Raw genomic sequence first — 24,758 nt, forward strand, 5'->3', positions numbered from 1 at the left:
TAAATTACAATTTAAAATATTATCAATCTTTTCAGCATTTTTTTATGGTATTATGTTTTTTTATGGTAAAAGTAAAAAAGCATAAACATTTTATAAAAACTATTATTTGAAAGACATATTATATGTCTTTCTTTTTTTTAATACTCATAATGAAAAATATCTTATATAAATATACTAGTCTTTCAATTATTGTAATTTTAATTACTAACATAACTAAATTAATTTTAAAATTCGATAAACTTGTTTATTCTTCTTTAGCAGAAAAACTAACTCAAAACCAAATAGAAGAATATCTTTTGATTCAAGATAAATGGGAATGGGTTTCATACATTATAATTCCTATTTTAATATTAATTAAAACCTTAATAATTGCAAGTGCTGTGTACACGGCTGTTTTCTTTTTTAATAGAAATAAAATTAGTTTTAAAAGCATTTTAAATGTTGTTTTTCAGGCAGAGTTTGTTTTTTTGCTGGTGCCTGTTTTAAAAATAATTTGGTTTTGTTTTTTTGAAACCAATTATACGTTGGAAGATTTGCAATATTTTTATCCGCTATCGGCATTAAATATTGTTGGTTATACTGGTTTAGAGCCTTGGCTTATTTATCCGTTGCAAATTTTAAATTTATTTGAGTTGGCGTATATTTTTTATTTGGCTTATTTAATTGGCAAACTAACAAGCACCCATACTGATAATGGTTTTAAAATGATGATGTATAGTTATGTGCCAACAATGATGCTTTGGGTTTTTGTGGTGATGTTTTTAACGTTAAGTATGTCATAAAATGAAACATTATTTAAAAATAATACTCCCAATAGTATTTGTTGGATTGTTGGGTTATTTTGGGTTTCAAATTGTTACTCAAATAAACCATAAAAAACAAGTTGCTGAAAACATAAAAACCATGCCTGCTTTTTCTTATGAAAATGTAAAAGGTGGTTTTTTTAGTAATGAAAATATTATTGCAAATAAAGCAACTTTGTTTGTTTACTATAATAGTGAATGCGAATTTTGCAATGAAGAAGCTAAAATGATACAAGAAAATAGGGCAAAATTTTCAAACGTTCAATTGGTTTTTATTTCTAATGAAAACCCAAAAGAAATTATTGCATTTGCAACAAAACATAAATTAAATATTGATGATACTATTTCTTTTCTTTCTGATAGAAAAATGTCTTTCCGTACTACTTTCGATGTAAAAAGTTTGCCATGTATGGTTTTGTACAACAAAGACAAACAGTTAATTGAAAAAATTAGAGGACAAATAAAAGTGGAAACGCTTTTGAAAAAACTACAAACTACAAATTAGAAAATTAAAAGACATTATAACTTTTGACTTTCAAACTTTTGACCATATCAAATGAACCTAAAACATATTGAAAAAACCCATACACTACAATTAGACCACTCAGATTGTGGCGTGGCGTGTTTGTTGTCTGTAATAAAATTGTATGAAGGCAATAACTCATTAGAGAAATTACGAGAATTAAGCGGCACCACAAAGCAAGGTACAAGTATGCTTGGTTTATATCAAGTGGCTAATAAAATTGGTTTCAACGCTGAAGGTTGCGAAGCAGATATTCAAGCATTAATTGACCATAAACAACCAGTAATATTACATGTTGTAATGGAAGAAAAATTGCAACATTATGTAGTTTGCTACTTTTATGATGAAAAAAAAGGTTTTTTAATTGGCGACCCTGCAAAAGGAATATATTATGTAACAAACGAAGAATTAAATAAAATTTGGGTTTCAAAAAGTTGTTTAACTTTAGAACCAAACGAAAGTTTTCTAAAAGAAATTACAGAGAAAAACGCAAAACGCAACTGGTTCTTAAAAATTTTAAAAGAAGATTATAATTTACTTGGTATAAGCTTGCTTTTAGGTGTTTTTGTAGCAGGTTTAGGTATGGCAATGTCTTTGTTTTCGCAAAAATTAATTGATGACATTTTGCCATCTCACAACATAAAAAAATTAATTACAGGTATTGCTCTTTTAGCGGTTTTGCTATTAGCTCGCGTGGGATTATCGGTTTTAAGAGAATATTTTTTATTATTGCAGTCAAAAGATTTTAATAATAGAATAAATAACACGTTTTTTTATTCACTATTACATTTACCAAAACCGTTTTTTGATACCAGAAAAATAGGCGAATTAGTTGCTCGATTAAACGACACGCAACGTGTGCAACGTGTTATAAAAACATTAGCGAGTAGTTTGGTTATTGATGTTTTAGTTGCCATCATTTCATTAGTTTTCTTATTTGGCTATTCTTGGAAATTAGGTTTAATTATTTTATTGTCATTGCCTATTTATTTTTATATTATTTACAGGAGTAATGCTAAAATTATACATTCTCAAAAGGAAGTGATGCAAAGTTATGCCTTTAATGAAAGTAACTATATTAACACCATACAAGGCATTGAAGCCATAAAAAACAATAACAAGCAAGATGTTTTTTACCAAGCTAACGAAATTGTTTTTGGTAATTTTCAAGATAAAATGTTTAATCTGGGGAAAATTAATATTACCTTATCTTGGCAATCAGGATTGGCTAGCGTTTTCTTCTTAATTGGTGTTTTAGTGTACACCTCTATTCAAGTTTTTAATAAAGACATAAAGCTAGGAGAATTGATGGCGATTTTAGGAATTGTGGGTTCATTATTGCCATCAATTGCTAATTTGGCATTAATATCCATTCCAATAAGCGAGGCAAAAATTGCATTTAATAGAATGTATGAATTTGCATCTATTGAAAAAGAAAAAGAAGAAGGCGTGCCAATTTCTGAAATAAATTCAATCTCTATTCAAAATTTGTCGTTTCGTTTTGCAGGTAGAATTGAATTGTTTCAAAATTTAAATATTGAAATTGAAAAAGGAAAATTCACAGCCATTGTAGGCGAAAGTGGTAGCGGAAAAAGCACGTTAGGACAAATATTACAACGTTTTTATTCTTATGAAAACGGGCAAATTTTAATTAATAATCAATCCAAATTAACCGAAATTGAATTAAAAAATTATCGCAATTTAATTGGTGTAATTCCTCAAGAAATAACGATTTTTAATGGCAATGTTGTCGATAATATTTTATTAGGAAATACGGATACGCCAGAAAGCATCATGCAATTTTTAACCTATTTTGGGTTTGATATTTATTTTAATCAATTGCCACAAGGTTTAGTGACAATTCTAGGCGAAGAAGGCATCAATTTAAGTGGAGGACAAAAACAAATTATAGCTTTAGCAAGAGTTTTATATAAAAAACCACAGTTTTTAATCCTTGATGAAGCAACATCTGCAATGGACAGAAATACCGAAAATTTTACAATGAATTTGTTCGAAAAAATTAAACCAAATTGCGCTATTTTCTTTATATCACATCGTTTAAACACGTTAAAAAACTTTGCAGATATTGTTTATGTTTTAGAAAACAAAACCATATCCCATTTTGGGAATCACAAAAAATTAATGGAAACAAATAACTTTTATAGTGAGTATTTTAACAATTTTTAAATCCCTTGTTGTTTGTCGCCTCGCAATTGGCGGTATTGTTTTCTGGCTTCCGTAAAATAAATACTATCGGGATGTTCTAGAACAACTTTTTCGTATAAATTTTTAGCTTTTTCTAAATCGTTTAGCTGATTTTTATAAATTTCAGCTGAATAAAATAAGGCTTCATCAATATAAATTCCGTCTTTGTGTTTCTCTAAAATGTTTTGATAATACCCATTTGCTTTTGTAAAATCACCTAATTTTTCGTAATTTTTGGCTACTTTATACAACGTTCCGGCTTCTATGGATTGCCCTTTGTGTTTTTCTAAAATTTGTAAAAAAGCGTCAAGAGCGTCTTTTGGTTTGTTTTGAAATTCTAACAAATCGGCTTTTGAGAAATCTTGTAACGCCACTTGAAGTGAATCTTCTGCAGAATTATCACTAATTAACAAAAATAATTCTACTGCGTCATTCGCAATTAATTGGGTTGAAGCTTGTTTCAATTCGCCTGCTTGTTTTTTTGCCCAATTGAAATCTTTTTTAAAGAAACTGGTTTTTGCCATTCGCATACTGGCTTCGTGCGAAAATTCATCATTAGGTAAATCGTTTTGAATTTGCGCGTAATAAATTATCGCTTGATTGAATTTTTCATTAAAAGCAAAAACATCTGCCAATTCCATCTTTACTTTTGCTTTCTGACGAATATTTAATGGCATTTCCATAGTTTTATCTAAAAGCACTTTTGCATTTTCAAAATCATTCAAATAAAACGCTTTAAAATGGGCTGCCAAAATTTGAATATCTAACGAAAATGGAGAGGTGCCAAACTGAGTCAATAAGGTATCAAATTTCGATTGAATTAAAGGATAATTCTCTGGTTTTGCATTGGCGATTTCGTTTTTTAGCAGAAAATAGTGTGCATTTAAAATGGTAGATTCGTCTGTAGTGTTTTGCAATATAAATTGAAAAATAGCTTGTGCGGTTTCGTTTTCTTTTTCATTTACACAAATTTGCGCCAGTTGAATAATATCGTCAAACGATTCTGGATTTCTTTTATAAATTGATTTTTCTTGAATAAAAGCTTTGTTATATTCTTTAAGATTTATGTAAAGCCAACTTAAAAATTGATTCCAATAAATGTCTTGTGTTTTCTGGGTGCGAAGTAAAAGTTCTTTTTTTAGCGAATTGGCAAATACATTTTCGGCATCATCTTGCATAAAAAACACCAACTGATTTTGTACACTTAACGTCGTATTTATATTGGCATAAGAGTAATCTAATAATTTTACTACCATCACATCTAAATTTCCCATTTGACCTTGAAGCAGTGCCATTTGGTAATCGAAATTCAAACTTGAATTTGTTTTTTGTGCAATTTCATAAGTGGAATACGCCTGAAATAACAATGTTTTTTGCTCAAAAGCTTGCCCAATTTGATAGGCATAACTAGGTTGTTTTGCTACAACATCAAGTGCTTTTTTGTAATAGGATTCTGTTTTATTTGTGTCTTTTTGCAATTGCGAATTGTACCCTAATTCAACAAAAATAATTGGTTGATTAGATTTGTCTATTTTGCTTAAAAGTAATTTTTCTGCTTTATCGAATTGTTTTAAACCTTGAAAGCAAACCACTAATTTTTGAGTAAAATAGAAGTTATTAGGTTGTTTTTTTTCCATTTCTTCATACAAAGATGCCGCTTTATCAAACTCACCTTTGTCAAAATAATTTTGTGCCAGTTGTTCGTTTTGAGAAACCACAATTAGCGAGTAAAAAGACAATATGATGGTATAAATTTTTTTCATAAAAAGAATGCACTAAAGTAACAAAAATTGTTTAACTCAGTGCATTATTAGTAAAGATTTAAGATTAGTTTATAATATTAAACCCAGTATATCGTCTTAAAACTTCAGGAATTATAATGCCTTCAGGTGTTTGATAATTTTCTAAAATTCCTGCTAAAACGCGAGGTAACGCTAATGAACTTCCGTTTAAAGTGTGTGCCAATTGGTTTTTACCATTCGCATCTTTATATCTTAATTTTAATCGGTTTGCTTGAAAGGTTTCAAAATTAGAAACAGAAGAAATTTCTAACCAACGGTCTTGTGCAGTTGAAAAGACTTCAAAATCATACGTTAACGCAGAAGCAAAACTCATATCACCGCCGCATAATCTTAAAATTCGGTATGGTAATTTTAATTCTTGTAATATTTCTTTTACGTGTTCTACCATCCCGTCTAAAGCGGCATAAGAATTTTCTGGTTTTTCAATTCGTACAATCTCAACTTTATCAAATTGATGTAAACGATTTAATCCACGAACGTGCGCACCATAAGAACCTGCTTCTCTACGGAAACAAGGTGTGTAACCGGTACATAAAATAGGCAAATCGTTTTCTGAAACTAAATCGTCTCTAAAAATATTTGTTACAGGCACTTCAGCTGTTGGAATTAAATACAAATTATCTGTAGCATCGTGATACATTTGTCCGTCTTTATCTGGTAATTGTCCCGTTGCATAAGCTGATGCTTCGTTTACTAAATGTGGTACTTGGTATTCCTTGTAACCGGCATCTGTATTTTTATCTAAGAAATATGAAATTAGTGCCCGTTGTAATTTTGCGCCTTTACCTTTATATACAGGAAAACCTGCACCTGTGATTTTTACGCCTAATTCAAAATCGATAATATCATATTTTTTCGCTAATTCCCAATGCGGTAAAGCGCCTTCGTGTAATTTTGGAATGTCTCCCTCTTCAAAAACGTTTATGTTTTCTTCTGGCGTTTTTCCAAAAGGAACAATTTCAACTGGTAAATTTGGTAATTTATATAATTCGTCTTGCAATTGATTCGTAATTGCTTGTAAACTTTCGTTTAATTGTTTCGAATTTTCTCTAATTTGAGTCGTTTTTTCTTTTAAGATTTCGGCTTTGGCTTTTTCACCATTTTTCATCATTTCTCCAATATCTTTGGATAGTTTATTAGATTCTGCTAGTAGATTGTCTAATTCAACTTGTGTATTTCTACGCTTTTCGTCTAATTCTACAACTAATTCAACAATGGCAGTGGCATCGAAGTTTTTTTTCGCTAATCGCGTGATTACTTCTTCTTTGTTTTCTCTAATAAAATGTACTTGTAACATGTTTGTTTGTTTTTGGAAAGCAAATGTAAGAAATTGTTGTAAATTTTTTAGAAAAGAACGGGTACAAATGTAAACTATGTTTAAAAATTGAAAAAAAATACTTAATTTCGTGTTTTAATTTACAATAATGAAAAAAATTATTCACTACTTTTTTGTTTTATTCACTACTTTCTGTTTTTCACAAACTTCAGAATCGGAATTTGATATAATGGTGGAATCCGAATCAAAATCGGCAGCTTCAACGATGAATATTCAAGTAAATCCGAACACACAAAATTATGACATTACTTATCATGAGTTACGTTTTACAGTAAACCCGAACAATACCCCAGCAGCTATTAGTGGTGTAGTAAAAACCACTTTTACGGCTTTAGCAAACATGAACACGATCACTTTTGATATGGCAACTCAGTTAGTAGTGAGTTCCGTTACGATAAATAGTGTGAATTTAACTTATTCTCAAAGTAATTACGAATTAAACATAAATTTTCCGAGTACCATTTCCACAGGAACTAGCGCTTCAGTAATAATTACTTATGCAGGTATTCCGCCAACAGCTGAAGGCGCTTTCACTAGAGGAACTCATGCCGGAACGCCAGTAATTTGTACCCTTTCTGAACCATTTGGCGCTAGAGATTGGTGGCCTTGTAAGCAAGATTTAAACGATAAAATCAACAGTTTTGATATGTATATTACGGCACCTGCTACTTTTAATAGTGTTTCGAACGGTTTAGAACAGAGCAGAATTATAACAGGCGCTAATGCTACTACACATTTTAAGCATTTATATCCGATTCCGGCTTATTTAGTTGTATTAAACGTAACCAATTATGAAGTGTATAACCAACAAGGAGGTCTAGGAACTGTAGCTTCTCCTTATTTTCCAATTATAAATTATTTATATCCAGAAACCAATACAGCTACCACACAAACACAATTAGGAGTTACGCCAACTATTATAAATTTTTATGAAAGTATATTAGAACCTTATCCATTTAGAACCGAAAAATATGGTCATGCTCAGTTTGGTTGGGGTGGTGGAATGGAACATACTACCGTTTCATCAATGTTTAATTTTAGTAGAGATTTAATTGCGCATGAAATGGCACATCAATGGTTTGGAGATAAAATTACATGTGGTACTTGGAAAGACATTTGGTTAAATGAAGGGTTAACAGAATATATGTCTGGAATGGTATATGAATATTTAGATGGCCCAACAACTTTCGTAAATTGGAAAGCGAATAAAATAACCAGTATTACCTCACAACTTGGAGGCGCTACTTATTTATCTGATGCTGGTGCATTAAGTGTAAATACAATTTTTAGTTCAAGATTGACTTATAATAAAGGTTCGATGATTACGCACATGTTGCGTTGGAAACTAGGAGATGTCAAATTTTTTCAAGCATTAAAAAGCTATTTAGCCGATCCAGCATTAGCATTTGGATATGCAGTTTCAGCGAATTTAAAATCACATTTAGAAGCCGCGGATAACGGCAATAGTTTAACAGAATTTTTCAACGATTGGTTGTACAATCAAGGATATCCTACTTATACAATTACGGCTCAAAACTGGGGCGCAGGACAAGTGAAAATCATTGTAAATCAAACTCAATCACATGCTAGTGTTTCTTTTTTTGAAATGCCTTTAGAAATTAGATTAACAGGTAGTGGCTCACAAGTTTTAGATGTTGTAGTTAATAACACAACCAATGCTCAAGAATTTATTGTTCCGGTTCTGTTTGTAGTAACGGGAGTTGCTTTTGACCCAAATAAACATATTATTTCTAAAAACAATACGGCTACATTAGGCACTGAAAATTTTGATATGAATTCGGCGATTTCTGTTTATCCAGTTCCTTCAGAAAACGAATTAACTATTCAATTTCCCAATAATGTAACTTTATATAAAGTAGAAATTTATAATAATTTAGGCCAACTTTTGAAAACAGATTTCAAAAATATTCTTGATATTTCTGGACTTTCAAGTGGGGTTCATTTTTTAAAAATTGAAACTTCAGAAGGCCTATTTCACAAAAATTTCATAAAAAAATAGGGTTACTATAAAATAATATTAAAAAGTAAGGTGAAAACCTTACTTTTGCTTTTTAAATACAAATTAAAATTACAATGATTCAAGTTGCACAAATACTTTTTATATTATCGGTTTTAGTAATTCTTCACGAATTTGGACACTATATAACAGCAAAAATGTTTAAAATGCGAGTAGAAAAGTTCTACTTGTTTATGGATGTTGGGTTTTCATTATTTAAAAAGAAAATTGGTGAAACCGAATGGGGAATTGGCTGGTTGCCATTAGGCGGTTATGTGAAAATTTCAGGAATGATTGATGATAGTATGGATGAAGACCAAATGAAACAAGAGCCACAACCTTGGGAATTTCGTTCAAAACCAGCTTGGCAACGATTAATTGTAATGTTAGGTGGAATTATAGTTAATATTTTATTGGCTTGGTTTATTTACGCGGTGATGTTTTCTACTGTAGGTCAAAAATACATTTCGATGGAAAAATTCCAAAAAAGTGGATTAGCATTTGGAGAAGTAGGGCAAAGCGTAGGTTTTAAAAATGGCGATAAAATTGTTTCAATTGACGGAGCCTTACAACCTAAGTTTAATTGGGCGGTAATTGATGTTTTATTGAGCAATGAAGTAATTATAAATAGAAACGGAACAGAAGTAAAATTAAATTTATCTGATGAACAAAAAGGTGAAATTTTAGGAAGTGAAGGAAAAAACTTCATACAACCAAGAATTTCAAATATTTATATTGATTCGGTAACACCAAAATCGGAAGCGGCGAAAGCGAAACTTTTAAAAGGTGATGTAATACAATCTGTAAACGGCAAACAATTTAGTTATTTTGATGTTTTTGTAGAAGACTTAAAAAAATTAAAAAATGACTCAATTAATATAGTTGTTGAAAGAGATTCTAAGTTAGTAAATCTAAAAGCTAAAGTAAATCCAGAGGGTAAATTAGGATTTATCCATAAAACTAAAGATAAATTTGATTTTCAAATCACCAACAAACTTTCTTTTGGCGAGGCAATTTCTGCAGCAGTAAAAGAATCGTATCAACTATTAGTTTATAATGTTAAACAGTTTAAATTAATATTAAAACCAGCTACAGGCGCTTACAAACAAATTAAAAGTCCAATTGGTATTGCACGTCAATTACCAGATTCTTGGGATTGGGAATTTATTTGGAATTTTACAGCCTTATTTTCAATAGGTTTGGCTTTTATGAACTTATTGCCTATTCCAGGTTTAGATGGCGGACATGCTTTATTTACTATAGTAGAAATGGTTACGGGTAAAAAATTATCTGACAAAGCAGCGGGTTATGTACAAACTGGAGGAATGATTTTTCTACTTTCCTTGATGGCACTAACCTTTGGGAAAGACATATACCAGTTAATTTTAGACAAATTAGCAAATTAAAATAAAAAAGTGTTTAAATATTTTTGATAAAATAAAAATTCAATTATATTTGCACTCGCTTAGATAAAGAAGCAACTTCCTTCTTAGCTCAGTTGGTTAGAGCATCTGACTGTTAATCAGAGGGTCCTTGGTTCGAGCCCAAGAGAGGGAGCAATAATGATAAGGGTTTCAAGACATTTAGTTTTGAGACCCTTTTCTAATTGCATATCAAATATTTTATTTTAATTTTGTTTGCTAAATAGAGAGTCCTTTATACAAAGGAATAATTTAAAAAACATATGAAAAAAATATTGCTTGCATCATTCTTGGTTTTACTATCCAATTCATCCATAAAATCTCAAACTTTAAGTTCTTATAATTTTTCAATTGATTCAGGCACATTTACTCCATTAACAGGAGCAACACTTGCTTGGAGTACCGGTTCCGGAGACAATGTAACTTTAAGCATACTACCAATAGGATTTAATTTTACTTTTGGGTTACCAACATCCGCAACTTATAGTCAATTCTGTCTAAATTCAAACGGATGGATAGGGCTTACTTCTCAAACTGTGCCTAATCTTGTTTCATATGCAACTCCTAATATGCAGTCAACTAATTTTCCAATCATAGCTCCATTATGGGGTGATTTGAATATAGGTAACGGAGGAAAAATAAGCTATCAAACTTCTGGTATTGTTGGAAATAGAATATTAACAATCGAATGGTTGAAAATGAAATGGTATTGGGCAGCATCTAGTCCAAGTATTTCGTTACAAGCTAAACTATATGAAGCAACTGGAACGATAGAATTTATTTATAATCAAGAAACAGGAAATCCAACTAACAACAGTGCTTCTATCGGTATAGGAAATGCGTCAACTACTGATTTTTGGTGTTTAAATTCAAGTTTGTCAAATGCTATATATGGAACTAATTTTAATACAATAACAACCAGACCTGCAACTGGAACTATTTATAGATGGGCAACTACAAATTTGAATGTTAATGAATCAGATTTATTGGAAAATAACATTAAAGTATTTCCAAATCCATTTTCAAATGAAATTAATATTAATTTTAGCAATATTGCAAACGAAATTAATTCTGTTAAAATATACAATTCTGTTGGTAAATTAGTTTACCAAAAGAATAATTCAGAAGAAGCTTTTTCAGAAAATTATATTATTGATACTCCTTTTCAAAAAGGAATCTATTTTATAAAAATAACCACAAAAAATAAAGTTTACACGATAAAAACAATCAAAAATTAGTTTAGTTTTATTGAATAGGATATAAAATAAGTTATTAGTAATAAAACGAATTGTCTTTATAAAAATCAAGTTGATTTTTATATTTTTTCTTTTAATAAGTTAAAGTCATTTTTGTTTTTAATTATAGCTGATTGTTATTGTTTAAGTATTCTTTTTTTCTAGACGAATTCTTTGTTTTAACGATTTACAAAGTCATTGTGTACCGTTAAAAGTGATTCTGTTTTATTTTAAACTCTTCTTTTTGCAAACTTTTCCAATTGAATAATGAAAAGTGATTTTATCATAATTACTTATGTCTAAATTTAGTTTATTAACATTGTTAACTAATTGATTTCAATATTATTGACAGATTTTTTAACTTGTTAAAATTGTAACTTTCTCCAATAGGGGGAGCAAAAGTCCAGCAGAAATGTTGGACTTTTTTTGTTTATATTTGTTATTATCTTAAAAAATATAATCCCAATGAAAATAGTAATTATTATAATTTCAATTTTATTATTAATTGCAATAGCGCAAATTTATTTATCTAGAAGTACGCAACAAACTGAACAACACAGTTACAAGGTAATTAAGAAGTTTGACAAATTTGAGATAAGAAAATATGACGCGGCCTTATTTTCGAGCGTAAAACTCAACAAGAAAGGATATAAAGAAAGCTCAAGTGAAGGTTTTAGAATATTGGCTGGCTATATTTTTGGAGATAATGAAGCCAACGAAAAAATCGCCATGACATCACCTGTAGTTATGGAATTAGGAGATACTTCTAAAATGAGGTTTATGGTTCCAAAAAATTATAATTTGAAAAATTTACCAAATCCTAAAAACACTAAAATAATTTTTGAAAAAGAGGAAGAAAAAATTATTGCTGCTATTCGCTTTGATGGTTGGTCAGATGATGAAAAGATTCAAAAATATAAGACTATTTTAAGGAATGAATTAGTCAATGAGAAATTAAATTTTATAAATAAATTTTCTTTTCTGGGCTACAATCCCCCATATGAAGTTATGAATAGACGAAATGAAGTTGTAGTTGAGTTAATTAACTATGAATAGCAACTCAACAATAACTACTTAAAAGTGTTAGACCTTTACTTCATTGATTTTCTGATAATTGAGTAAGCAATCATCGCATTAAAATTGTAATTTTCTCCAGAGGGGGAGCAAAAAACAAAAAGCCTTTACAGCAATGTAAAGGCTTTTTTATTGTCTATCATTCAATCAGGATAGTTATATCTTTTTATTATATTTACATATGAAAAATCTAATCCTGTTATTATTAACTTTCACAATTTGTAAAAGCGGTTTTGCACAAATCCAAGATGAAATAAAAGTTGAAACCACTCAAACTGCGCTTTTTAATAAAATAGCCAATCTTGATAGTTCTTTATTCGAAGCATATAATTTAAAGAATTTAGATTTAATGAAGACCTATTTTACGAAAGACCTCGAGTGGTATCAAGATAATGGGGGGTTAATAGATTTTGAAAAAGTATTTTCGAATTTTCAATCCATTTTCAATAGAGATTATGATCTCAAAAGAAATCTTATTAAAGAGAGCTTAGAAGTACATCCAATAGAAGGTTATGGGGCAATAGAAATTGGCAAGCACCAATTCAAACACATTGAAAATGGTAAACTCGAATTTGGTACTTTCAAATTCTTAATGATTTGGAAGAATGATAACGGTAACTGGAAAATTTCAAGAGTAATTAGTTATGACCATTAGTTCAACCTTTTGATTTTTGATAGACACATACTCAATCATCGCATTATAGTTGCATCTTTCTCCAAGAGAGGGAGCAAAACAAAACCCGACACGAAAGTGTCGGGTTTTATTGTGACCAAATTTTGCGAGAAATTTACCCCGATGCAACGAAGTGAAATCGTTATATTAAAAAAATTTATAAGCATTTGCATTTGAAGTATCCTCCTCATCAAAATCCCTAGTGATAATTTTATGTTGATTCATGCCCTTAATTTAATCCAACTATTTAATAACTAATTAGATACAATAAATTATTTTGATTTTTTTATATACAAAAAAGATAAATCTATTACAATAGTTTATTACATTTGATTAGTTTTAATATAAATTCATATCAAATGAAACATCTAACGTGGATTACATTAGCTATAACTTTAAGCACATTTAGTCAAGCGCCAGGAAATGGAGTTACTGATATTGATGGAAACAATTATAACAGTGTTATTATTGGAACCCAAGAATGGATGAAAGAAAATTTGAAGGTTTCTAAATATTCAGATGGCACTCCAATCCCTCAAGTAACTGATCCAATTGCTTGGGCAGGATTAACTACTGGTGCCTGGTGTTATTATAATAATGATGCCTCACTTGGTAGCACTTATGGAAAAATGTATAATTGGTATGCAGTTGCAGGAATATGGCAGGTAGAGTCAAACCCTCCAACACCTGTACAAATTGCAAGTAGAAAGTCATTAGCCCCATCCGATTGGAATGTATCAAGTGTTAGTGATTGGTCTTTATTATTTAATTATTTAGGAGGCAGTAGTTTAGCTGGAGGCAAAATGAAATCAACAGGAAACCTTCAAGATGGCACGGGCTTATGGATGAGCCCCAACACAGACGCTACTAACTTCAGTGGTTTTACAGGTCTTCCAGGGGGCTATCGAGCGACTACTAGTATAGGACAGAACCTTACAGGTACTGGACATTGGTGGTGTTCAGATTATTTAGCACCATTTTCAGCTAATTATTTCCAACTAACTTGGACTAATGGTGCTGTTGTTAATTCTACCTTTGACTCTAGAACTGGTTGTTCTGTGCGGTGGGTGAAAAATTTAATAATGGGAAATGACACATTTATTAACCAGTTGTTTAACGTCTACCCAAACCCAGCTAAAGATCAATTAACAATTGATTTTAAAAACAATTCAAACATAGTTGGCTGGTATTATAAAATAGTAAATGCATTAGGTCAAGAAGTTCTATATGGTGTGCTAAACTCTCAACGAAACATCATTTTATTAAACAATATAAATCGACAAGGGGTTTATCTTGTTAAAATTTATAATAGTAAAAACACATTGATAGCTAACAAGAAAATTATTATCCAACAATAAAAGGACTATTAATTTTATATTTAAAAATTGAAAGGAAAACCTTTTATTAATGCAATTTATGTTAGAAGATTGAATTAAGGTTAGGGCGCTTAATTACGACAAATAATGATTTGTTAATTAATTGTTTTTCTAATAGTTAAGTAAATTACCATCGCATTAAAATTGTAACTTTCTCCAAGAGAGGGAGCAAAAAGCAAAAAGCCTAACAGAAATGTTAGGCTTTTTTTGTTTACACTAACTCTTAGATTTATTCTCTAACAGCTTCGAAATAACTTTCTGAAATATTTTTAACAATAATAACGCCTTGATTGTTTTCTCTTCGAAGTTTACCTGAAAAAGTTCCTTTAATTATATTAGGTGTTACATTATTATTTATTTCTGTAATATTTAGCGTAATTATATTTGAAGCATTAGTATAATATGTTACAATTGTTCCAGAATAATCAGTTAAAGCGGCATTAAAATTATTCAATAAATAAGTTCCTGTATTTAATGTTGGGATTTTAAAAGTAAAATTAAAAATTGGGTCGGAAGTTTTATATAAATCTATTTCGGTCATTGAACTACTTTCCAAAAAAGTACTACTACCAGAACCGGGTGTTAATGGATCAGAATTTCCATTAATCCATTGATATTGAACCCCGTCCATTTTGAATCTCCATATTCCCGTTATTGAATTTGTGCCAACATCATTATTATCACTATTACTTGAGCAAGACAGAAATATTCCTACTAAGAAAATAAATATTATTTTTTTCATTTTTTCATTTTTAAATTATTTTCAAATATAAACAAAATACTTTTAACTCAAAACATTGTATTTCTGATAGTTAAGTAAATTACCATCGCATTAAAATTGTAACTTTCTCCAAGAGAGGGAGCAAAACAAAACCCGACACGAAAGTGTCGGGTTTTTTGTGTTTATTTGTGAGGGTCTATAGTTGCTTTTTTAATTTATTCTCTATTATTTATAAAGTCGAAAATTGCTCCGATAAAAACACCTATAGCTAATCCAAATCCAGAACCTTTGCCGATATTTCCAATAATAATTCCATAGGCTGCTCCAGAAGCTACTCCAAAACAAGAACCAAGAGCTATCCCGATTCCAAAATTTTTATTCTTATTTTTCTTCATAGTAAATTTTGAATTACTGGAATTTCAAAAGTAGTGAAAAATAAAATCTATTCACTTAAAGATTAAATAATATTAAAAAATGAAATATTACTTAGTTAATTGGTTTTTAAATAGTTAAATTTATATTTTTGATATCTTTATTAATTTAAATATTAAAAAAATGAAAAAAACAATTTACCTTATTGCTTTAGTTGGGGCGCTATTTATCTCTTGTAAAAAAGAAGGAACGGCTTCAACTGTAGAATCTAAAAATCCAGATCAAATTGGTATAACGGTTAGTAAATCAGCCAATATTGAAATGGTGAAAAAATTGACTGCTATGGCTGAAAATTCTGACTTCCCTAATTTTAAAGCCAACTTCGCACCAAAAGCCGTTATTCATGATAATATGAATGATATAAGTATTGACGAAAACATTAAAATGTTACAAGATATTAAAGCAAATGGGATGACAATTTCATTAAGTAAAAAACCGCTTATTTGGGAAATTATTAATGATAAAGCAGATGAAAAAACAGGTGTTAAAAATTACGTGTTTACCTATTATAACGCTACTTTTTCAAGAGGAGGAAAATCAGTTGTAATCAATTACAATATGATTTTCGCTATCAAAGACGGAAAAGTTGTTGAAGAATGGGACATCTATGATTCTGCACCAATTTTGAACTTATTAAAATAATCATCCAAAATTTTAATCATTCTATATTATGAAAATATCTATTGTAGTTATTGCATTAACAAGCTTACTTTTTGTAAGTTGTAAAAATGAAAGTGCCGAAAGAGAGAAAGCTGCACAAGCCAACATCGATTCCTATTCTAAAACATGGGAATTAGTTGTAAATGAAGGTAAAGTAAATGTATTAGACGCTGCTTACTCACCAGAAATCGTATTACATACAGTACCTGAAATTAAAGGAATAGCAGGCGCAAAAGCTTATTATGCTAATTTTGTAACTGGATTCTCAAACAGAAAATTCATCGTGAAAGATATGTATGCTAGTGGCGACAAAGTAACAAAATACTGGCAATTTAAAGGAACTCACACGGGGGTTTTTATGGGAATTCCAGCAACTGGAAAAACTATCGACATCGAAGGTTGTACTATTGCAAAAATGGTAGACGGAAAAATTGTTGAAGAAAGAGATTTTATGGATAATATGAGTTTCTTAACACAATTAGGGGTACTTAAGTAAAATAAATTCACAAAAAAATCCCGATAATTTCGGGATTTTTTTATTTTATAAACTTGACTTAAATTGTTCTAAGAAACGCACATCGTTTTCATAAAACATTCTAATATCGCCAATTTGGTATAATAGCATAGCAATTCTTTCAATTCCCATTCCAAAAGCGTATCCGGTATATTCGTTAGGATCAATACCACAGTTTTTCAACACATTCGGATCAACCATTCCGCATCCCATAATTTCTAACCAGCCTGTTCCTTTTGTAATGCGATAATCGGTTTCGGTTTTCAATCCCCAATAAATATCTACTTCAGCACTTGGTTCTGTAAATGGAAAATAAGACGGACGCAATCTGATTTTAGATTTACCGAACATTTCTTTCGTAAAATATAAAAGCGTTTGTTTTAAATCGGCAAACGACACATTTTTATCAATATATAAACCTTCTACTTGGTGGAAAATACAATGTGAACGAGACGAAATAGCTTCATTACGAAAAACCCTTCCTGGAGAAATGGTTCTAATAGGCGGTTGGTTGTTTTCCATATAACGAACCTGTACTGATGAAGTATGCGTACGTAACAAAACATCTGGATTGGTTTGTATAAAAAACGTATCCTGCATATCGCGTGCCGGATGATATTCTGGTAAGTTTAACGCTGTAAAATTGTGCCAATCGTCTTCAATTTCTGGACCTTCAGAGACATTGAAACCAATGGTTGAAAAAACATCTAAAATTTGATTTTTTACTAATGAAATCGGATGACGCGAACCAATATTTATTGGATTTCCTGGACGAGACAAATCGCCGAATACGTTAATAGATTCCGTTTTAGTTTCAAGAAGTTCTTGGATGGCTTTTACTTTTTCTTCTGCCGTGTTTTTCAACTCGTTTATTACTTGTCCAAATTCTTTCTTTTGTTCGTTTGGTACGTTTTTAAATTCGGCAAAGAAATCTTTAAGCAAACCTTTACTTCCTAAATATTTAATACGAAACGCTTCTAAAGTACTTTTGTCTTCAGTTTGAAACGCTTTGGCTTCTTCAATATGTTGTTTTATCTTGTTTATCATCGTAAAAGGGTAATAAGCTACAAATTTATGTTTTTTTTAGCGATTAGTCTATAAAAAAGTAATTAGTGAAAAGTAAAAAGTAAAAAGTAATTAGCAAGTTTAATTTAAAGGTTTTCACCATTGACTCTTTACTTATCACTAGTTACTCAATAATTTCTTTTTCTAAAAAATAATTCACAATAGCTTCTTTCATTAAAACCGATTGTTCTCCTGCTTTTAGTGCAGGTAATTCTTTTATTACTTTATAATGTGGCCAACCGTCTTTATCAAAAAATTCAAATTCGTAATATCCATAAGGTTCTAAAAGCTTACAAATGGCAATGTGCATCAGGTTTACTTTTTCGTCTTTTTTAAATTCGATATTAATTTTGCCTAATTCCTGAACGCCAATTAAATAAATAATCGCATCTAAATCCAATACTTCACCATCGGCAAATTTATCAGATAAAAAAGCCACTACTTTTTCCCAGCGTTCTTTTAATTGTATATCTCTAGACATCTATATTTTGTTTTTTACAAAGATAGTATTTGAGGTTTGCATTTTGTAGTTTTGTTTTTATAAAAAATATATTATTTATGGAATTTATTGATATTGTTTTTGCCTTCTTATTAGGTTACAGTATATATAATGGATTAAAAAACGGTCTTTTTGTAGAAATAGCCTCTTTTAGTTCTTTAATTGTGGGTATTTTTGTAGCGATTAAATTTTCACACATTGTCCGATTGGCTTTAGAAGAAAAAATAAAAACCAATCCAAAATATATTGAAATTATTGCTTTTGCTATAACTTTTATTTTAGTATTGATTGGTATTCATTTATTAGCAAAATTTTTTACAAAAATAGTAAGTTTTGCTTATTTAGGCTGGCTAAACAAATTAGGAGGAGCAGTTTTTAGTATGTTAAAAACCATTTTAATGTTAGGTGTTTTACTAAATTTACTTCAAAAAATAAATAGTAATGGAATGCTGGTAAAACAAGCTACGCTTGACCAATCTCTTTTTTATCAACCGGTCCAAGAAGTATCTAAATTTATATTGCCAAACTTGGAAAAATGGTACGAAGAAATAAAAGAGCGAACAAAAGAAACACCTGAAAACGAAAAAGTTTCTGACTCGTTGAATGTAGTTAAAAAGGAGTAATTCCCCACAAATTTTTCTACTCACTAACCCATTTAAAACCCACTCTCGGAATATTTTCAATAGCTATATTCGGTGTTTCTTTTATTATTTTTCGTAATCGAGAAATAAAAACATCCAAACTTCTGCCTAAAAAATAATCATCGGAACCCCAAAGTTCGATAAGAATTTTTTCGCGTTTTAATACGGTATTTGGATTGTCTAAAAACAGTTTTAGTAATTGAGCTTCTCGTTCTGTAAGTGTTGTTTTTGTAGTTTCGTTTTTGATTAAATAATTTTCTGGTTCAAAAATAAAATTAGCAAATTGATATGTTTTTACTTTTCTTTCAATGTTTTTTTGACTGCGATGTAAAAAGACTTCAATTTTCAAAATTAGTTCTTCAATCGAATACGGTTTCACTAAATAATCATCGGCACCGAGTTTTAAACCTTTGATACGATCTTCTTTCATCGTTTTTGCCGATAAAAAAATAATTGGAATTTCCTGATTGCGTTTCCTGATTTCTGTTGCCAACTCAAATCCATCCATTTCAGGCATCATAATGTCAGTAACAACAATGTCAAAAAGTTGTGAGCAAAAAGCATCTAAACCCGTTTTACCGTTACTGCAATGCACCACATCAAAATATTGTTCTAAATTATCAACAGTTAAAAACGCCAGCGTTTCCTCGTCTTCTATATATAAAACTTTCTTTTTACTCATAATCTTTTTGATTAATTAAAATTGTAACTACAATTCCTTTGTCTGAATTATTCGAGATAGTAATTTTCCAACGATGTAAGTCGCAAATCTTTTTCACATACGATAAACCAATACCAAAACCTTCAATATTTTTAATGTCTTGACGAGTTACTCTATAAAATTTATCGAAAACAAAAGGTAAATCTTTAGTTGGAATTCCACAACCGTTATCTTTAATCTGTATAGAAAGTTGTTGGTTCATTTCAGTAACAACAATTTGAATTTTAGGCGATAATCCTGAATATTTCACTGCATTATCTACTAAATTAAATAAAATATTGTACACATGAAATTCATCTGCTTTTAAAACATATTTTTTTGTGGTAATTATATTAATATCTATTTCTTTATCATATTTTAATATAATATTGTCTTTTAATAAGTCTAAAACGGGTCTTAACTCAAACTTAGTTTTATCAATAAGCATTTGTTTGCTTTCAGTTTTTGCTACGTATAAAATCTTTTCAATATGTTCGTTCAATTTATTGGTTTGGTTGACAATAATTTGATTGTATTTTTTAAGTTTCGGATTTTCTTTTATCTCGTTTTGTTCTTTAACATAATTTGACGCGATGAGAATGGAGGCCAACGGCGTTTTAAATTCGTGCGACATATTATTAATAAAATCTTTTTGTAATTCGGTATATTTTTTCTGTTTTAACATTAATACAACTGAATACACATAAATAATTAATACGAGAAACAAAACGGTTGTAAAAATCCAATATTGATTTAAGTTTTTAAAATAATTTTGTTCAATATCTGGGAATCGAATGGCAAAATAATACGTGTATTTAGGATTTTTCGTAAAACAATTCGGACATTTAATAGGCTCTTTTTTTCCATTGCTATTGATGTGATTGCTAAATGCCATTTTATCTGACGAACAATTGTAAACCGCATATTCAAAATCTACATCTAAATTATTTTTCTCAAATTCTGAAATTAAATAATGTTCTAAAATGGTGTTTTCAAATTCATAATTTACATTAACCGTAAAATAATTTCCAGTCACTTTTTCTACCTGATTAGAAACTAGTAAACCTGTTAAATTATCTTTGTATAGTTTTTCTAATACGTCTTGTAAAGCAAAAAATATTTTATCTTCAGTATCTTTTTTAGCTAATTTATGGGCGTTATTTATTAAAAACAATTGCATAATAATCACGCCTACAATAGCAAGAAATCCAATTATTATGACAATATTAAATCGTGATAGTTTCATTTATTTTCTAAATTTTTAACGATATTAAGATAAATTATCGAGCGAAATTAATCATTAACAACTCATTAACACAATAAATACTGTCGATTAACAACATTAATTAAAAAAATAAATACATTTGTGATGTTAATAAACAACTAATTAAATATAAAAATTATGAAAACAGTAAAATTACTTGCATTTGCATTATTTATGGGTTCACTTTCATTTGCCCAAAATGCTGCGCCAGCTACAGTAGCTACTCTAGCGACTCCACAAACACCATCACAAATGAAATGGGAAAAAGAAACACACGAATTCGGAACTATTGAACAAGGAAAACCAGTTTCTTATGAGTTTACTTTTACAAACACAACTAACAAAGACGTTACTTTAAAAGATGTAAAAGCATCTTGTGGATGTACGGCAACAAATTACACTAAAACAGCTATTAAACCAGGTGAAAAAGGAACAGTTACAGCTACTTATAATGCAGCTGCAGGTGGTGCTTTCCATAAAACGGTTACAGTAATAACTAGTGAAGAAAACGCTATGCCGAAAACAATTACAATTAAGGGAACAGTTAAAGTTAATGAAGCACCAGCAGTAGCTGCTCCAGCTTCAAAATAATAAAGTATTTTTTATATTTAAACCCGATAAATATTCTTTATCGGGTTTTTTTATGGATATTTTCTACACTTTATTTTTTAGCGTTTGCTCAACCTCTATATTAATTTGCTTTGATAAATTAAAAGTAAAGCTATAAAATGTAAACAAAAATTACTAGCGTGTTTAATACATAAAAAGGAGTTCTAATTAGAACTCCTTTTTATGATTATTTTGCTAACACAATTTTCTTGGTTGTTTTAGAACTTCCGTTTTCTATAGTTATTATATAAACGCCATCCGATAAATTAGAAATGTTTACATTGTCTACAGCGGTTTTCATTTCTTTAGTTGAAATTATTCTGCCTTGTATGTCAAATAGTTTTACGATTGAATTACTTTCTAAATTTTGATTACCCAAATCAATATTTACAAATCCAGTTGTTGGATTAGGATATATTTTTAAGTTAGAAAAAGTTGTATCCGCTACAGATAGTGGAAGTTGTATACTGCAAATTATTAATTTCACAGAATTGATTGTTCCGCCATCACCATTATAAGGGTCATCAACGGTAAGTGTCCATGTTCCATCCGCAATTAAACCATTTAATGCTGTTAATGTCTCCGAGGGAATTACACTTCCAGTTAATGCTGGTACAGCAGTACTACATGCAACAGCTATACCACTATCATCCATTGTACAGTTTACATTATCATTGTCACCACAAGGTTGATCTAATAGTATTATCACTGGACTTCCAATTGAAGCCGGTCCTGTTAATTTAACTTTAAAATCTTGAATATAAGTATGCGATATATTTAGTGCAACATTCAAATCACCTATTGTAAACCCACCTGTAACTACAATTGGCACAGAAGCTATAGCGTTTGCAGTACTGGCAATCGTCGCATTTGAAAAGTTAGTAGCAGAAAATTCATTACCACAAGATAATACACCAGTTTGAAAGTTATTTACTGTTGCGTTTGATACTATAGCTGCTCCACATCTGTTGGATGGTGATACTCTCCAATAATAAGTAGTTTGTTGGGTTAAATTAGATACTATATAAGAATTTCCAATTATGTTAGAAACATTCAGAATTGTAGTTGCAAAAGAAGGAGACGAAGAAACTTGTAATTGGTATGATTCAGCATTTGCTTGCACATTCCACTTTAAATTTACAGTCGTAGCCACACCAACCTGATTATTAATAGGACTAGAGATAACAACTGGTGTAAAAGTGCTGCTAAATATTTTTAAATTTTTATATCTAGTTTCAGTTTCTAAACCGTTGTTTCCCACTATACCCATGTTGTAATTTCCTGGATTTACTGCAGATAAATTTGAAACAGTTAAACTAACCGGCCCATTAGAATTTCTAGAAGAAGGTGTAAAAACAGCAGTTGCGCCACTTGGTAAACCAATTGTTGAAAAATTTGTTGTTGTTGTACCTGTTTGAGAATAGTTAAAAGTATATGTTGCATCTTGATTAGCACATACTTCAAGATCATTAGAAGTAGGAATAATAGCAAATCCAGAAGTAACGCCAGTAATAATTAACGAAAAGTCTTGTTTGTTAGTTACAAGGGTTCCTTTATGAGTAACTGTTATTACATAATCTCCCGCAGGCGGCGCATCTATTTTTACTTGTTCTACATTATCAATATTATTATCACCAAATCTAGTGGCATCAAGAGTTGGGTCTGAATCTAATTTCCATGGGAAATATGTAGTTCCGTTTCTTGTGATTCTAACATCTAAATCGTTTACCAGAGCGCGAGTTAAATCGTTAGCTCCTCTTTGTCCATTATTTGGGTCTCCTGGAACATCTGTCCAACAAGCGGAAGCCATTAAAGGAGAAGTTCCCAAAGATTTTACTGTAATTGTATATGTTTGTCCTTGATTTAGTTTTTCTTCAGAAATCCATGCATTTAAACCATTAGAAGTAATAGCTTGCGCAGCTGCTTTAGCATTCAATAATCCCCAACCAAAATTTATATCTGGACCAATACTTCCAGAATCATTTGCGGTATGACAAGCCAAACCTTTTAAGGTAGCCGCTTTCATAAATTTAGTAGTTAAATTATTATGATGTTGTTGTAAAAGCAATAAAGTACCTGCAACATTAGGCGAAGCCATCGATGTACCGGTTAATGTGGCGGTTGAGGTATTACTTGTATGACTAGTTGATGTTAACCCAGTTCCGTTACCGGTTATATCCGGTTTTATTCTTCTATCATCAGTTGGTCCTTGACTACTTGAAGTATTAATTCCTGGTGTAGCTAATATATCTCCAACTGAATTCACAGAAACATCTAGACAATTTGCTATGACTAAATTGTTTTTGGCTGTTTTATTTCCAGTAAGTTTATCAGTTCCAAATGATATTGGATTAGTATTATTTTCGTCTTCTCCTGAATTTCCTGCAGAAGCCACCATTAGATAGTAAGGTGCTAAATAAGCAATTTCATCCCAATTTTTTGCATCTTGATCATAAGTTCCTATATACCAAGCTGGTAAGGTCACATTATTATTTGTTACAGGTACACCATAAGAATGGTTTGAAATAAGCATCCCGCCCAAAACTTCATCAAGAACTTCTGTTTGATCACTTGTCCAATTAAATGTTCTTCCGGTGGCTTCATAAGCCATTCCTCTATGTGCTAAATTTGTACTATTAGCCAAAATTGTTCCAGTTACATGCGTAGCATGTTGAATATAAGTTGTTCCGCCTCCGTCATCAATTGAAACTACTCTTCCTCCAAAATGATTGTGCTCGGCTCTAACCGTACCACCATCCCATACTCGCGCTACCATCCCTTGGCCGTTTAGGGTAAGCCCTAAACTTCCACCAGTATTTAATTGTACTGCTCTAGTTGATTTAGCTGCGGCTTGATTTTCCGTTGATCGATAAATAGGAAAACCATCAGAAGTAATTCTTACTAATTCATGAAAATTACCTTTACTATCCGTGTAACTCATTGGGATATTATTTTTTAATGAAAAGTCATAAGCTCTTGCTTTCTCCTTTTCTTCTAAAATTTTGAATTCCTTTGCTTTGCTTTTAATTAGCGCAACATCATAATCTTTAGTGATATTTATAATGTCTTTTTCAGATTGTGCATATCCAAAAAGACTTGTAAAGCATAAAGTTAGTATAAGTATTTTATTTTTCATTTTTTTTATTTTTTCGGGTGATATCGTGTGGTATAGATAGCAAATATATTAA

Annotated in this window: 22 protein-coding genes and 1 tRNA gene; 14 read left to right on the forward strand and 9 right to left on the reverse strand. The window is 30.3% G+C overall.

Annotated elements, in window-relative coordinates:
• Positions 1-149: 149 nt before the first annotated feature.
• Genes ABWP78_RS00170 through ABWP78_RS00180 form a run of 3 tightly spaced genes read left to right on the forward strand, consistent with a single transcriptional unit; the run spans position 150 to position 3,513 of the window.
• Positions 150-782 (forward strand): hypothetical protein, encoded by a 633-nt coding sequence (locus ABWP78_RS00170; protein WP_353167663.1) that lies wholly within the window; start codon positions 150-152, stop codon positions 780-782.
• Position 783: 1 nt separating this feature from the next.
• On the forward strand, positions 784-1,308 hold the full coding sequence (locus tag ABWP78_RS00175; RefSeq protein ID WP_353167664.1) for a peroxiredoxin family protein: 525 nt from the start codon (positions 784-786) through the stop codon (positions 1,306-1,308).
• A gap of 51 nt (positions 1,309-1,359) precedes the next feature.
• Entirely contained in the window at positions 1,360-3,513 is a 2,154-nt protein-coding gene (locus ABWP78_RS00180) for a peptidase domain-containing ABC transporter (protein WP_353167667.1), read from the forward strand.
• On the opposite strand, the gene ABWP78_RS00185 is transcribed toward ABWP78_RS00180, so the two are convergent.
• Both ABWP78_RS00185 and serS read right to left on the reverse strand, forming a co-directional pair.
• Complete coding sequence (locus ABWP78_RS00185; RefSeq protein WP_353167669.1) at positions 3,510-5,294, reverse strand: tetratricopeptide repeat protein; 1,785 nt, start codon at positions 5,292-5,294, stop codon at positions 3,510-3,512. The two genes, ABWP78_RS00180 and ABWP78_RS00185, sit on opposite strands and share 4 nt — an antisense overlap.
• A 64-nt stretch (positions 5,295-5,358) precedes the next feature.
• Positions 5,359-6,630, reverse strand: coding sequence for a serine--tRNA ligase (gene serS, locus ABWP78_RS00190; protein ID WP_353167672.1), 1,272 nt, complete (start codon positions 6,628-6,630; stop codon positions 5,359-5,361).
• 127 nt (positions 6,631-6,757) lie between these two features.
• Between serS and ABWP78_RS00195 the strand changes: the two genes are divergently transcribed.
• The 7 genes from ABWP78_RS00195 (at position 6,758) to ABWP78_RS00225 (ending at position 14,447) form a co-directional block, all read left to right on the forward strand.
• Positions 6,758-8,689, forward strand: coding sequence for a M1 family metallopeptidase (locus ABWP78_RS00195; protein WP_353167674.1), 1,932 nt, complete (start codon positions 6,758-6,760; stop codon positions 8,687-8,689).
• 74 nt (positions 8,690-8,763) lie between these two features.
• Positions 8,764-10,092, forward strand: a complete 1,329-nt coding sequence (rseP, locus tag ABWP78_RS00200) for an RIP metalloprotease RseP (protein ID WP_353167677.1) — start codon at positions 8,764-8,766, stop codon at positions 10,090-10,092.
• A 77-nt stretch (positions 10,093-10,169) separates the two neighbouring features.
• A tRNA-Asn gene (locus tag ABWP78_RS00205) sits at positions 10,170-10,243 on the forward strand.
• Between the two features lie 127 nt (positions 10,244-10,370).
• Positions 10,371-11,345 (forward strand): T9SS type A sorting domain-containing protein, encoded by a 975-nt coding sequence (locus ABWP78_RS00210; protein WP_353167680.1) that lies wholly within the window; start codon positions 10,371-10,373, stop codon positions 11,343-11,345.
• A 462-nt stretch (positions 11,346-11,807) separates the two neighbouring features.
• Positions 11,808-12,398 carry an SOUL family heme-binding protein gene (locus tag ABWP78_RS00215; RefSeq protein WP_353167681.1) on the forward strand — a complete coding sequence of 197 codons (591 nt, stop codon included), beginning with the start codon at positions 11,808-11,810 and terminating at the stop codon, positions 12,396-12,398.
• 199 nt (positions 12,399-12,597) lie between these two features.
• Positions 12,598-13,071, forward strand: coding sequence for a nuclear transport factor 2 family protein (locus tag ABWP78_RS00220; RefSeq protein ID WP_353167684.1), 474 nt, complete (start codon positions 12,598-12,600; stop codon positions 13,069-13,071).
• 377 nt (positions 13,072-13,448) lie between these two features.
• Positions 13,449-14,447: an FISUMP domain-containing protein gene (locus ABWP78_RS00225; protein WP_353167686.1), complete on the forward strand. Its 999-nt coding sequence runs from the start codon at positions 13,449-13,451 to the stop codon at positions 14,445-14,447.
• A gap of 247 nt (positions 14,448-14,694) precedes the next feature.
• On the opposite strand, the gene ABWP78_RS00230 is transcribed toward ABWP78_RS00225, so the two are convergent.
• Together ABWP78_RS00230 and ABWP78_RS00235 are read right to left on the reverse strand one after the other, a co-directional pair.
• Positions 14,695-15,207 (reverse strand): hypothetical protein, encoded by a 513-nt coding sequence (locus tag ABWP78_RS00230; RefSeq protein WP_353167689.1) that lies wholly within the window; start codon positions 15,205-15,207, stop codon positions 14,695-14,697.
• Positions 15,208-15,401: 194 nt separating this feature from the next.
• Positions 15,402-15,581, reverse strand: a complete 180-nt coding sequence (locus tag ABWP78_RS00235) for a glycine zipper domain-containing protein (RefSeq protein ID WP_353167692.1) — start codon at positions 15,579-15,581, stop codon at positions 15,402-15,404.
• A gap of 160 nt (positions 15,582-15,741) precedes the next feature.
• Here ABWP78_RS00235 and ABWP78_RS00240 point away from each other — a divergent pair, with 160 nt between their 5' ends.
• Together ABWP78_RS00240 and ABWP78_RS00245 are read left to right on the forward strand one after the other, a co-directional pair.
• Positions 15,742-16,260: a nuclear transport factor 2 family protein gene (locus tag ABWP78_RS00240; protein ID WP_353167695.1), complete on the forward strand. Its 519-nt coding sequence runs from the start codon at positions 15,742-15,744 to the stop codon at positions 16,258-16,260.
• Between the two features lie 28 nt (positions 16,261-16,288).
• Positions 16,289-16,774 carry an ester cyclase gene (locus ABWP78_RS00245; protein WP_353167698.1) on the forward strand — a complete coding sequence of 162 codons (486 nt, stop codon included), beginning with the start codon at positions 16,289-16,291 and terminating at the stop codon, positions 16,772-16,774.
• Between the two features lie 45 nt (positions 16,775-16,819).
• On the opposite strand, the gene pheS is transcribed toward ABWP78_RS00245, so the two are convergent.
• Both pheS and ABWP78_RS00255 read right to left on the reverse strand, forming a co-directional pair.
• Positions 16,820-17,839, reverse strand: coding sequence for a phenylalanine--tRNA ligase subunit alpha (pheS, locus tag ABWP78_RS00250; RefSeq protein WP_353167701.1), 1,020 nt, complete (start codon positions 17,837-17,839; stop codon positions 16,820-16,822).
• 142 nt (positions 17,840-17,981) lie between these two features.
• Positions 17,982-18,338 carry a hypothetical protein gene (locus ABWP78_RS00255; protein WP_353167704.1) on the reverse strand — a complete coding sequence of 119 codons (357 nt, stop codon included), beginning with the start codon at positions 18,336-18,338 and terminating at the stop codon, positions 17,982-17,984.
• Positions 18,339-18,415: 77 nt separating this feature from the next.
• On the opposite strand from ABWP78_RS00255, the gene ABWP78_RS00260 reads away from it, so the two are divergent.
• A complete protein-coding gene (locus ABWP78_RS00260; protein ID WP_353167707.1) occupies positions 18,416-18,979 on the forward strand; it encodes a CvpA family protein in 564 nt (187 codons plus the stop codon).
• Between the two features lie 16 nt (positions 18,980-18,995).
• Here the strand turns inward: ABWP78_RS00260 and ABWP78_RS00265 are convergent, their stop codons facing one another.
• Together ABWP78_RS00265 and ABWP78_RS00270 are read right to left on the reverse strand one after the other, a co-directional pair.
• The gene (locus ABWP78_RS00265) at positions 18,996-19,679 is read right to left on the reverse strand and encodes a response regulator transcription factor (RefSeq protein ID WP_353167710.1); all 684 of its coding nucleotides are present in this window, start codon (positions 19,677-19,679) and stop codon (positions 18,996-18,998) included.
• Complete coding sequence (locus tag ABWP78_RS00270; protein ID WP_353167712.1) at positions 19,672-20,943, reverse strand: sensor histidine kinase; 1,272 nt, start codon at positions 20,941-20,943, stop codon at positions 19,672-19,674. Before ABWP78_RS00270 ends, ABWP78_RS00265 begins: the two co-directional genes overlap by 8 nt.
• 156 nt (positions 20,944-21,099) lie before the next feature.
• On the opposite strand from ABWP78_RS00270, the gene ABWP78_RS00275 reads away from it, so the two are divergent.
• Positions 21,100-21,552: a DUF1573 domain-containing protein gene (locus ABWP78_RS00275; protein WP_353167714.1), complete on the forward strand. Its 453-nt coding sequence runs from the start codon at positions 21,100-21,102 to the stop codon at positions 21,550-21,552.
• A gap of 205 nt (positions 21,553-21,757) precedes the next feature.
• Here the strand turns inward: ABWP78_RS00275 and ABWP78_RS00280 are convergent, their stop codons facing one another.
• Positions 21,758-24,706 (reverse strand): S8 family serine peptidase, encoded by a 2,949-nt coding sequence (locus tag ABWP78_RS00280; RefSeq protein WP_353167716.1) that lies wholly within the window; start codon positions 24,704-24,706, stop codon positions 21,758-21,760.
• Positions 24,707-24,758: the final 52 nt, after the last annotated feature.

Source organism: Flavobacterium sp., from assembly GCF_040402955.1.
Lineage (GTDB): Bacteria > Bacteroidota > Bacteroidia > Flavobacteriales > Flavobacteriaceae > Flavobacterium.